This window comes from Massilia sp. P2_C2 (assembly GCF_056404615.1).
This window is the reverse complement of record NZ_JBFUDR010000207.1, coordinates 1-11,426: the sequence shown is the minus strand read 5'-3', so window position 1 is coordinate 11,426 and position 11,426 is coordinate 1. Positions and strand designations below refer to the sequence as shown.

General features: G+C 65.0%; 10 protein-coding genes. 5 read left to right on the top strand and 5 right to left on the bottom strand.

Going from position 1 to position 11,426, the window contains the following annotated elements:
- From AC1DYX_RS21195 to AC1DYX_RS21175, 5 genes are all read left to right on the top strand, one after another.
- Positions 1 to 890 (top strand): cell division protein ZipA C-terminal FtsZ-binding domain-containing protein (locus tag AC1DYX_RS21195; RefSeq protein ID WP_477262470.1); only part of this gene is annotated, 890 nt, incomplete at its 5' end.
- Positions 891 to 897: 7 nt separating this feature from the next.
- Complete coding sequence (gene ligA / locus AC1DYX_RS21190) at positions 898 to 3,279, top strand: NAD-dependent DNA ligase LigA (RefSeq protein ID WP_477262468.1); 2,382 nt, start codon at positions 898 to 900, stop codon at positions 3,277 to 3,279.
- Positions 3,280 to 3,291: 12 nt separating this feature from the next.
- Positions 3,292 to 4,182 carry a UTP--glucose-1-phosphate uridylyltransferase GalU gene (gene galU / locus AC1DYX_RS21185; protein ID WP_477262466.1) on the top strand — a complete coding sequence of 297 codons (891 nt, stop codon included), beginning with the start codon at positions 3,292 to 3,294 and terminating at the stop codon, positions 4,180 to 4,182.
- The gene (gene def, locus AC1DYX_RS21180) at positions 4,179 to 4,715 is read left to right on the top strand and encodes a peptide deformylase (protein WP_477262464.1); all 537 of its coding nucleotides are present in this window, start codon (positions 4,179 to 4,181) and stop codon (positions 4,713 to 4,715) included. Before galU ends, def begins: the two co-directional genes overlap by 4 nt.
- Positions 4,712 to 5,224 (top strand): hypothetical protein, encoded by a 513-nt coding sequence (locus AC1DYX_RS21175; RefSeq protein ID WP_477262462.1) that lies wholly within the window; start codon positions 4,712 to 4,714, stop codon positions 5,222 to 5,224. Before def ends, AC1DYX_RS21175 begins: the two co-directional genes overlap by 4 nt.
- Positions 5,225 to 5,502: 278 nt before the next feature.
- Here AC1DYX_RS21175 and AC1DYX_RS21170 read toward each other — a convergent pair whose 3' ends face one another.
- The 5 genes from AC1DYX_RS21170 to AC1DYX_RS21150 all read right to left on the bottom strand — a co-directional run.
- A complete protein-coding gene (locus AC1DYX_RS21170) occupies positions 5,503 to 7,209 on the bottom strand; it encodes a multicopper oxidase family protein (RefSeq protein ID WP_477262460.1) in 1,707 nt (568 codons plus the stop codon).
- Positions 7,210 to 7,228: 19 nt separating this feature from the next.
- Positions 7,229 to 8,305 (bottom strand): RCC1 domain-containing protein, encoded by a 1,077-nt coding sequence (locus tag AC1DYX_RS21165; RefSeq protein ID WP_477262458.1) that lies wholly within the window; start codon positions 8,303 to 8,305, stop codon positions 7,229 to 7,231.
- On the bottom strand, positions 8,302 to 9,075 hold the full coding sequence (locus AC1DYX_RS21160) for a phytochelatin synthase family protein (protein ID WP_477262456.1): 774 nt from the start codon (positions 9,073 to 9,075) through the stop codon (positions 8,302 to 8,304). Before AC1DYX_RS21160 ends, AC1DYX_RS21165 begins: the two co-directional genes overlap by 4 nt.
- Positions 9,076 to 9,077: 2 nt before the next feature.
- Complete coding sequence (locus AC1DYX_RS21155) at positions 9,078 to 10,832, bottom strand: pyridoxal phosphate-dependent decarboxylase family protein (RefSeq protein WP_477262454.1); 1,755 nt, start codon at positions 10,830 to 10,832, stop codon at positions 9,078 to 9,080.
- A gap of 5 nt (positions 10,833 to 10,837) precedes the next feature.
- On the bottom strand, positions 10,838 to 11,426 hold a 589-nt coding region (locus tag AC1DYX_RS21150), incomplete at its 5' end, for a GMC oxidoreductase (protein WP_477262452.1).

Below are 11,426 nucleotides of genomic sequence, written 5' to 3'. Positions count from 1 at the left end.
CCGCTGCCCCGATGCCGGCGGCGGCAGCGGCATTGGACCTGGCCGCGGACCTGCCGGCCGTGAAGCCGGATACGCCGCCCGCACAACTCGCGGAAAACCTCGTCGACCCGCTGATCGACTGCCTCATCCCGCTGAATTCGGAAGGCCCGCTGCGCGGCGACCGCATCCTGCCGGCGCTGTTGAAGCTGCGCCGCGTCGGCAACAAGCCCGTGCACTTCGTCGGCCTGGCCGTCAACGGCGACTGGGAACCGATCGTGCACGGCGGCGTGTACACGAAGCTGCAGGCCGGCGTGCAGCTGGCCACGCGCACGACCGCGCTGAACGAACTGGAATATTCGGAGATGGTCACGCGCCTGCGCGCCGTCGCCGACGAGATTGGCGCCGAGCCGGAAGTGCCGGACATGATCGAGGTGATGAGCGAGGCGAAGACGCTGCACCGCTTCGTCGCCGGCCACGACGCCCAGCTGGGCGTGAACCTGGCGAGCAGGGGCGCGCCATGGGCGATGGCCACCCTGATCGGCGCGCTGGAAAACGCCGGCTTCGACGTGCGCCCGGACGGCAAGTTCGTCATGCCGGATAAAGAAGAGGGCGGCGGCACGCTGTTCACCCTGTCGACCAACGTCACCCTGGGCGCCGACACGACGTCGCGCCTCACCTTGCTGCTGGACGTGCCGTGCGTGGCCCCGGCACGCGACGGCTTCGGCCGGATGGTCGCCTGTGCGAAGGACCTCGTGCAACGCCTTGACGCCGCGATCGTCGACGACTTCGACCAGCCGCTGACGGATGCCACGCTGGAAGAGATTGCCGGCCAGGTGCGCGAGTTCTACCAGGAGATGGAAGCGGCCGACATTGCGGCCGGCTCCACGCGCGCGCTGCGGCTGTTCAGTTGAGGACCGCATGAACGACACGACSACCCCGCCGCAGGACGATCTCGAGCGGATGGCGTGGCTGGTCAAGGAACTGAACCACCACATCTACAATTACCACGTGCTCGACGCCCCGACGATCCCGGACGCCGAGTACGACCGGCTGTTCCGCGAACTCCAGGCACTGGAAGCGCAGCATCCGCAGGCCGTCTCGGTCGATTCGCCCACGTCGCGCGTCGGCGCCGCACCGATCCCGGAATTCAGGCAGGTCACGCATGCCGTGCCGATGCTCTCGCTGAACAACGGCTTCAGTGACGAGGACATCGACAACTTCGACCGCCGCGTGCGCGAAGGCCTCGGGCATGCGCAGGTGAAATACAACGCGGAACTCAAATTCGACGGCCTGGCAATCAGCCTCCGTTACGAGAACGGCGTGTTCGTGCAGGCCGCCACGCGCGGCGACGGCTACACGGGCGAGGACGTCACCGCAAACATCCGCACCGTGCGCGTGATCCCGCTGCGCCTGCGCGGAGAAGGTGACGAAAATGCGGTGCCGGACGTGCTGGAAGTGCGCGGTGAAGTGCTGATGTTCAAGGACGATTTCGAGCGCCTGAACCAGCGCCAGCGCGACGCGGGACAGAAGGAATTCGCGAATCCCCGCAACGCGGCCGCGGGCAGCCTGCGCCAGCTCGACGCGCGCATCACGGCGCAGCGCCGGCTGCGCTTCTTCGCCTATGGCATCGGCCTGTTGGAGGGCGCCGCGCTGCCGGCATCCCACTCGGCCGCGCTGGACTGGCTGGACAGGCTCGGCCTGCCCGTGTCGAAGGAGCGCGCCGTGGTCACCGGGTGTGAAGGCATGCTGGGCTATTTCCGCGACATCGGCGCGCGCCGCAAGGCGCTGCCGTACGAGATCGACGGCGTCGTCTACAAGGTCGACCGCCTCGCCGACCAGCGCGAGCTGGGCTTCGTCTCGCGCGCCCCGCGCTTCGCGCTCGCGCACAAGTTCCCGGCCGAGGAAGCGCTGACGACCGTCTCCGCCATCGACGTGCAGGTGGGCCGCACGGGCGCGATCACGCCCGTGGCGCGGCTCGTGCCCGTGTCCGTCGGCGGCGTCACCGTCACCAATGCCACGCTGCACAACGAGGACGAGGTGCGGCGCAAGGACGTGCGCGTGGGCGACACTGTCGTCGTGCGCCGCGCGGGCGACGTCATCCCCGAGGTGCTGTCCGTCGTGCTGGAACGCCGCCCGACGCCGGCGCCGCCCGTGTACGAACTGCCGAAGACCTGCCCCGTGTGCGGCTCGCACGTCGTGCGCGAAGAGGGCGAGGCCGTCGCGCGCTGCTCCGGCGGCCTGACGTGCGCCGCGCAGCGCAAGGAAGCCATCCGCCATTTCGCGGGCCGGCGCATGATGGACATCGAAGGCCTGGGCGACCGCTACATCGACAGCCTCGTCGAATGCAACCTGATCCACGGCGTGGCCGACCTGTACCGCCTCACCATGGACGACCTGCTCAAGATGAAACGCCTGGCGGACGAGCGCGACGGCACGACACCGGAGACGGTCAGGCAGGGCAAGGTCGCGACCAAGTGGGCCGACAACCTGCTGGCCGCCATCGCCGCCAGCAAGAACCCGCCGCTGGAGCGCCTGCTGTTCGCGCTGGGCATCCGCCACGTCGGCGAATCGACCGCGAAGACCCTGGCCGACTGGCTCGGCAGCCTGGCACTGGTCCGGCGCGCGCCGGCCGCGCTGCTGCGCGTGCTGCCCGACATCGGCGGCACGGTCGCGGAGGCGATCGCCGATTTCTTCGCCGAGCCGAAGAACCAGCAGGCGTTGAACGACCTGCTGGCGGCCGGCGTCGCGCCGCAGGGCGAACATCCGCCGCGCGCCCAGCTGCGCGAAAAGCTCGACGACGTGGGCCTGCTGGCCGCGCTCGGCATCCCGAAACTGACCGAGCCGCGCGCACGCCAGCTGCTGGCGGACGGCCGCACCCTGGACGATCTCGCGCACCTGAAGATCTTCAGCGTGTTCGGCCTGCCCGACGGTGTCGTCGTGGCCCTGGAACAATGGATGGCCGTGCCGGCCAACCGTGAAACGCTGGCCGCGCTGGCCGCGTTGCGCGCCGAGTTGCTGGCGCTGCTGCCGCAGGATGCCGTCGACGCGGCCGGCCCGCTCACGGGCAAGACGTTCGTGCTGACGGGGACGCTGCCGACGATGTCGCGCGATGCCGCCGGCGCGCTGATCGAACAGGCGGGCGGCAAGGTGTCCGGCTCGGTGTCGAAGAAGACGTCGTACGTCGTCGCCGGCACGGAAGCTGGGACCAAGCTGGAAAAGGCCGAGTCGCTCGGCGTGCCCGTGCTGGACGAGGCCGGGCTGCTCGCGCTGATCAAAGGGGCACAGAATTCAATACAATGAGATGGAGCTAGAATGACCGCAATCAAGAAAGCAGTCTTCCCGGTCGCGGGTTTGGGTAGCCGCTTCCTGCCGGCCACCAAGGCGCAGCCGAAGGAAATGCTGCCCATCGTCGACAAGCCGCTGATCCAGTATGCGGTCGAGGAAGCGGTGGCCGCCGGCATCACGGAAATGGTCTTCATCACCGGCCGCAACAAGCGGGCCATCGAGGACCATTTCGACAAGGCCTACGAACTGGAATCGGAACTGGAAGCGGCCGGGAAGAACGAGTTGCTGAGGCTCGTGCAGGAGGTGATCCCGAAGAACGTCAACTGCATCTACATCCGCCAGCCCGCCGCGCTGGGCCTGGGCCACGCCGTGCTGTGCGCCCGTCCCGTGATCGGCAACGAGCCGTTCGCCGTGCTGCTGGCCGACGACTTCATGGACACGGCCGACGGCCACAAACCCGTGCTGGCGCAGATGACGGACCTGTACACGTACGAGAAGTGCAGCGTGCTGGCCGTGCAGGAAGTGCCGCGCGCGAACACCCGCCAGTACGGCATCGTCAGCGCACGTCCCTACCGGCCGGACCTTGAACTGGTCTCGGGCATCGTCGAGAAACCGAAGCCCGAGGAAGCCCCGTCGACGCTGGCCGTGGTGGGCCGCTACGTGTTGTCCGGATCGATCTTCGACCATCTGGAAAACCTCGGTACGGGCGCCGGCGGCGAGATCCAGCTGACCGACGGCATTGCGTCGTTGATGGCGCGCGAGCGCGTGCTGGCCTACCGCTATGCCGGTACCCGCTACGACTGCGGTTCCAAGCTGGGCTACCTGAAGGCGACGGCAGCCATCGGCATGAAGCACCCGGAGACGGCCGAAGGCTACCGCGAATTCCTCGCGCAGCTGTGCGCCGACCTGCCGAAATGACGATCCGCGAGATCCTCAAGATGGGCGACCCGCGCCTGCTGCGCGTGGCCGAACCCGTGCGCGACTTCGACACGCCCGAGCTGCATGCACTCATCGCCGACATGTTCGAGACGATGCATGCCGCGGACGGCGCGGGCCTCGCGGCGCCGCAGATCGGCGTCAACCTGCAGCTGGTGATCTTCGGCTTCGGCAAGAACCAGCGCTACCCGGACGCGCCCGCCGTACCGGAGACGGTGCTGATCAACCCGGTGCTGAAGCCTCTGTCCGAAGAGATGGAAGAGGGCTTCGAGGGCTGCCTGTCGGTGCCGGGCCTGCGCGGCAGCGTGCCGCGCTACACGCGCCTGCACTACGAGGGCGTCGACCAGTACGGCCAGCCGATCAGCCGCGACGTGGACGGTTTCCATGCGCGCGTCGTGCAGCACGAGGTCGACCACCTGCTCGGGATCCTGTATCCGATGCGGATCCGCGACTTTTCCCGCTTCGGTTTCACGGAAGTGATGTTCCCCAACCTCGACCCGAAGGCCGACGATTGAAGCTGCACCGTATTCTTGCCGCACTGGCGCTCACCCTGGCTGGCGCAAGCGCCCACGCCGGCGACCTGTTCACGAAAATCGATGCCGACCCGAAGAGCGAATTCTGGCTCGACAGCGGCTTCGCGACTTACCACTTCGACCACGACAAGAACCTCAACGGCGGCAACCGCGGCCTCGGGTTCGAATACCGCTTCTTGGGCTCGATGGCGCTCGCCGGCGGGCGCTTCGTGAACAGCGACCGTTATTACTCGAACTACGCGGGCGTCATCTGGCAGCCGTTTGCACTGGGGCCCGTGCGCCTCGGTGCGGCGATCGCGGCGTTCGACGGGTATCCGAAGATGCGCGACCGCGGGTGGTTCCCGGCCGTGATCCCCACGTTCACGTACGAATACCAGCGCGTCGGCGTCAACGTGGGGGTGATCCCGACGTACAAGGACCGCTTGTACGGCGGGATTTCCGTACAGCTGAAATTCAAKCTGTTCGATCGAGCAACGGGACCTGATCGATGATTCCCGAACCAGGCGCGGACGATGCGTCCGTGCCGTTCGGCGATATGCTGACCTTCCAAGATTCGTGGCCGTCCAGAAGGCGCTCCTGCCACGCTGGTCACAAATCGTCGCATACAAAGTCCGAATGTACGCGTGCAATCTTTACCTGCACGCCGCCACGAACTGAATGCCTGGCAAACCGGGGGCGTCCATGTACGCCTAAAAACCTTCAGAGCAAGGTGCGACGTCGGAGACGGTGCGCCTTACGGCGAGGCGCTGCAATGCAGCCATGGGGGTTATCAGGCGCTGACCCGGATGGTTTGCATCATGCCCATGTCTTCGTGCGAAAGGATGTGGCAATGCATTACGTAGTCGCCACAATAATCCAGAAAGCGGGTGCGAAACGTTACCGAGGTCGGGTTAGTGGGAGAGCCGTAGGGGGGCAGTCCAATCGTATCAGCCCAGAACGGCTCGACGGGAACACCATTCATCTTGATCACTTCGAATGGGTTTATATGGATGTGGAAGGGGTGCTGGACCGCGTTCATGTTATACACGGTCCACTCCTCCACGCTGTTCAGGGACACCAACTGCTTTTGCGCGTGACTGGCTTGAAAAGGCGCGAATTCGGTCGGCATACCGGGCGCGGTGCTCGACTGTTCACCAGCGCTGCCTATCGCGAAAACGGTGTCGGCCATGAAGGTGTTCCCGGTCTGGTACTGCCAGTCGGCCAGTTCGTCGGCCGGCGGATGAAGTACATTCGACGCTGGCGGGTCGGTAATCGGGCCAGTTTCATTGAACACCGCGCGCATGACGATGTTGCGCTTCATTCCGCCACCCTTGGCCAGCTCGGCGTCGTCGATGTGCTTGAGCACGGCGGGTACCGGCAGCAGGCCCACCGGCAGGGACATGGCACGACTCTCGTCCACGACAATCAACACGGCCACGGTCTCCGTGGGAAGGGCTATGCCACCCATGTCGTAAGACAGCGTGCGTAGCGCGTAGGTACCTGGCTCGCCAGCCTTGACAAGCACGCTGTCGCGGTTGCCTGGTGCCATCAGCAAGCCTTCGGCAGCGCTATAGCGACGCAGCCGGGGGATGGTGTTGCCGTCGTGGCTGTAGGCGTGCAAGTCATGACCTTCGAGACTCAGCTTAAGAAAGCGCGAGATCTGGGCGTTGATGAAGTGCCAGTTCTGTACTTCGCCGCGGCGCATCACGATTACCGGGTGCTTGACTCCGTTGACCAGGATATCAGCGTCGGGAATGGACACGGCGACGTCGGCGAACGATTCGATTCTGCCTGGCGTCGTCTTGCCGCTGATCGGCGCCTGGAACATAAAAATGCGTTCTGCCGCGGCCGCGATTTCCGGTACCTTGTCGATCGCTCCCCGGATCATCAGTGCGCCGGCCATCCCACTACCGACCTGGATCGCGGTCGACCCATGCAGATGCGGATGGTACCAATAGGCGCCAGGCGGATGGTCGGCTCCGATCTTGAATTCATGGTAGCGGGTCTGACCCGGCTGAATTCCCAATTTCGGGTCGTCCACCACGTAGTCGCCATACAGGTCCGGGCCTACCATTCCGGGTGAGACGTGCAGCCCATGGGTGTGCAAATTGGCGCTATTGGGGTAGCGCAGGTGCATGGCCGGCTCGTCGCTGGCGGGATTGGGCGGCAACTGATTGACCACTTTGATGCGCAGCGTGTCGCCGGCGTTGACGACCAGGGTCGGCGCAGGAATCGCCTGGTTCATGCTGCGTAGCATGAACGGAGCGCCATTGAGCGTCGTTTGCAGATACGCCAGGCTCAACGTGATGTCGAGCACGCCGTGCACCGAGGCCAGCATGGGCGGTGGTACAAAGGTTTCTTCCGGTAGGGGCGCAGGCGGCGTGGCCCGGTCGTCGCTGCCGCAGGCGCTCAGCGCCACCGGCATCACTGCTCCCAAAGCCAGCGACCAGCCGATGTGGAGGAAGTCGCGTCGAGTGGTTGCGTTGGAGTTGCTCATCGGTTCGTCTCGGTAGCGGTCAGAAAAACCGCACGGGGGCGCGCTGCAGCCGCTCGGCCATGCCGAGTTGGCCGTTGGCGTTGCTGCCCCAGCCGTATAGGCCGTTCGCAGTGAGCACCACCACATGCGTCTCGCCGGCCGCAATCGATGTGGCAGGCGGCAGGTATTCAACGGCAGTGGGCCGATGGCGGTCGCCACGTGCGGCAGCGCCCAGCTGGCCGTGTCCGTCCCAGCCCCAGGTGTAGACGGTGCCACTGTCACCCAGCGCCACCGAGAAGTGCATGCCGGCCTCGATCGCTCTGGCCGGTTCTGGCAGACGCACCGGCACCAGGACGGACGTATACGCCGGTGTAGCGCGCCCCAGTTGTCCCTGATGATTGCTGCCCCAGGCGTACACCTTGCCGGATTTGCTCAGCGCGAGACTATGGCTGGCGCCGGCGGCCACGCGCGTAAAGCGGCGCCATCCGGCGGCGATCGCGTGAGGCCGGTCGAGCGACACGAGGTGACCTTGCCCCAACTGGCCAGCCCCGTTGCTGCCCCAACCATAGAGCCGACCGTCGGTGCCGACAGCCAGCATATGGCCGCGCCCGACGGCCACGTGGTCCAGCGGACCGATCGCGTCGACCAGGCCGGGGCCGACGTTATGCTGGTCCACACTGCGCCCGAGCGCCCCTTCGACGTTCAAACCCCAGGTCAGCAGGCGCCCCTCGGCATCGAGCGCGGCGAACTGGAACTCGCCTGCCGACACTTGGCGTACGCGCGATACTGCCGTGAGCAGCTGTGGCATGGCTGGATTGATCGCTCCCATGCGCCCGCCAATGCCGGCTGTGTTGGCGCCCCAAATGGCTACCTTTCCGTGCTGCGTGATCGCCAGGCTCACGCCGTAGCCCGCCGCCAACGAGGTGATCGGCACGTCCGTACGTACCTCGGAGGCGGCGGTACGCGCTGCTGGCGAAGCACAGTACTCCGGCGCGCCGGACGGGATCCGGCCGCTGCCTTCGCCACCCCACCCGAAAACGGCGCCGCTGTCGAGCAATGCCAGGGTATGGTCACGCCCGCAGCTGATTGCCGTGAAATCCCACTTTGCCTGTTTCACGGCTTCTTGCCTATCCTGATCATGCCGCGCGAGCGTCCGCTGGTGTGGTCGACGCTCAGGGCGGCCGCGTACAGCGCCGCCACTGGCACCCACATCGGCGCATATTTGTAGCGCGCCACGTCCAGCAGCAGGACCGTATCGCTACCCGCATGGTAGGCCCCCAGCGGAGACCAGTGGCCGCTGCCCAATTCTTGCAATTCCTTGCGATCGAAATTGACCAGCAGAATGCTGTCGTCGACCCGGAGCTGCTGCCTGAGCATGGTGCGGAATTGCGCCAGTGTTATGTCCGACGCATACATGCGCTGCACCGTGACGGGATGGGTGGTCAATACTGCAGCCAGCTGCTCCATTGTCAGCCCGGTGGTGGCGACCGCCGGTACATCCAGGCTGCCTGCAGCGACGCCGTCGAAAAACCCGGCCTGCGTAAAGAATGGATAGTCCGGATATTGGCTCGTGACCGGGCGCGGCACGCCGAGCGCATTCAGCGCGGTGACCGAGCTGGCGACTGAACAGTAGGCCTGATTGACCTGGGTTTCGAAGTAGTTTGCCAGTTTCCAGTAAGGGGCGTGATGGCCGCTTGCGAACAGACGCTGCTGGCCCTGCGGTGCTGCAAGCGCCACCAGCGTGGGCGGGACCGGCCGCCCGTTGTCTGCCGCCGCCGGCGCGGGCGCCGTGCCCAGCAGCAGCGAAAGAGCCAGGCAGGGAGCGCCCAGACGAATCCATGGCCGAACGAACGGGTTGGCGAAGGATGGGATGAATGTCGATGCCATGCTTATGCCTGCCCCGCGAGGACGCGCTCGCGCGCAAGGCGAAGCGTAGTGAACACGTTGGCGATCGCCTGCGCAGTTGTAAAGACGGACAGCGTGAAGCATTTGATGCCCACGATTGGCTCGCCGTACGCAGTCTTGCGGTAACGGGTCGTCTCGACAAATACAGGCGACTCGCCCGCTTCGGCCATGCGACGCGTCTCGTCGTAGACTTTCTTGTTAAAAGCGTTAACCGTGGCCAGCTGCGCTTTGGCGGCTGGGTCGTGCACTTCCTTGTCGTAGGAAACCTTGACGTCGATTCCATCGGGGTAGACGCGCAAGACCGCGACCGCGCCGTCGTTGCCGCCGTTGATGACGGCCAGCCAACTGGTGTCTGCAGCGCGTTGCTTGATCAGATTGGCCATACCCACGCTGTGCGAGAGAATCGCGCGGAATCCCTGCTTGCCCAGCAGTTCGAGGTTGGCCAGCGCCGACAGCACGGGGCCGCCCGAGCGCGAACATTCGAGCGTGTACTCGCCGGGATCGTATTCGCCGAACTGGAACAGGTAGGGCATGGCCGACTTGTCGCGCCGGATCAGGCCTAGTTGCTTGGCATCCTTGACGATGAACATGCTCGACATATACGGCGTGTACCCTCCCTTGTGGAAGTCGATACCAATCGAATCGGCGAGGCCCAGGTGCTGCATGCGGGCGCGGATGCGCTTTAGAGACTCGCTGGTCGAGGCAGGAATGTCGAGCGGATTTGCGCTGAAATCGTAGTCGTTGAAAACGCTGTACGACCAACCGATCACGGCGTCGGCGTGGATATGCGGCGTGTAGTCCAGCTTGAATTCCTGTACCAGACGCGCGCGCAGGGCATGTWCGCCGGCGATGTCGTCGATGCCGAACGAATCGGTCGTGCCCATGGTGACGACGATGGCAGCGATTTTTTCGCCTCGCCCGATGACGGCACGCATGGCCGACTCGAGGGCCGCTAATTCGATCGCATTGTCTTCGCCCGACGCAACCGGTATCGCCGCTTCGGTGCCCATGCCGCTCCAGGCGACCGAACTGATACTGGCATAGTGCGCAACGTCCGAAGAGAGCACTCGCATCTGCGTCCTGACGCCGTGCGCAAACGCGCCTGGTTGGGCGTTTTCCAGTCCCAGCTTGATGCCGTAGAAGGTCGTGCCGGTACCGCCGAACGTGAATACTCCCGCAGCCTTGTCCGGATCGTAGCCGACCAGGCCTGCCACCATCGACATGGCCTTGACCTCGGCTTCGGCCACGCGATGGCTCAGGTCATCCCAAACCAGGTTGGCATCGATCAGCGAGCCGTAGAACTGGCCGATGATCGATGCCGTCGTGGCCGAGCCATGCAGGCGGTGAACATCCGGATGGCTCCAGGTGTACATGCCCTCAAGGTACTTGGCCGACTCGCGCACCACCTTGCGCGCGTCGCCCATGTTCTCGCCGATGCTGGCCTTGCGCCCTGCCGTGTAATCGAGCGCAACGCGCTTGCCCAGGAAGGTCTTGCCGCTCTTGAGCGAACCGTAGACATTGAGCGCCTCGGCCATCAGGCGGGAAAACCGGCCTTCGCTGGCACCATCTTTGACCGGGCTTGGAAACGTGGTGCGCAGCGAATTCACCAGCTGTTCATAACGCAGCGCGCCGACATCGGAACGTGTCTTGCCGCTGACGGCAGCGCGGGTGTGGGATACGAGCGTCATGAGCGAAGCACCAGCCCCGGACTTAAGCAGATTTCGACGTTTCATCGGCATCACTTTCAAGTGTTAAAACGACCGGTGCGCAGGTCGGCGAGGATTTTTTCAAGGCTGCGCAGTCCGAGCGCCACCGCAGTCATCGTGGGCGCGTTGATTGGCATAGTGGGGAAGTTACCGGTGCCGATAATGAACAGGTTGTCGTGGTCGTGCGAACGGCACCATGGGTCGACCACCGACCCGTGCGGGTCGGTGCCCATCCTGGTCGTACCCGCGATAATTGCGTTGGCGGTGCTATGCGGGTCGGTGACGACTTTGGTGCATTCGAGCGCGACGGTAATGGCATCGTGGCGCTTGCGCACCTCGGCCAGGCCGCGCAGTGTATACGCGTCGATCTTGAAATGGATCTTGGGACGGGCGATGCCAAATGAATCGCGTTGGGTGAAGTCGGGCACGATGCGGTTGTCGCGCGCGGGTAGCGTCTMGACCGAACTGTTTATGGCCAGCTCACGCTCGGTGCGGTAATTCAGCGCGCGCGTAAGTGTGACACCCTTCAAGCCTTGGTCGACCAGCATTGCGGCCGTATCCATGGGCCCGGTCGCGAATTTCCATCCGCGGTTCATGAACGAGGTGCCGACGGCACCGTATTCGCGG

Excerpts from the sequence above, each read along its gene's own strand:
- galU (WP_477262466.1), top strand. The coding sequence starts at position 3,292 with ATGACCGCAATCAAGAAAGCAGTCTTCCCGGTCGCGGGTTTGGGTAGC.
- def (WP_477262464.1), top strand. The coding sequence starts at position 4,179 with ATGACGATCCGCGAGATCCTCAAGATGGGCGACCCGCGCCTGCTGCGC.
- AC1DYX_RS21170 (WP_477262460.1), bottom strand. The coding sequence starts at position 7,209 with ATGAGCAACTCCAACGCAACCACTCGACGCGACTTCCTCCACATCGGC.
- AC1DYX_RS21160 (WP_477262456.1), bottom strand. The coding sequence starts at position 9,075 with ATGGCATCGACATTCATCCCATCCTTCGCCAACCCGTTCGTTCGGCCA.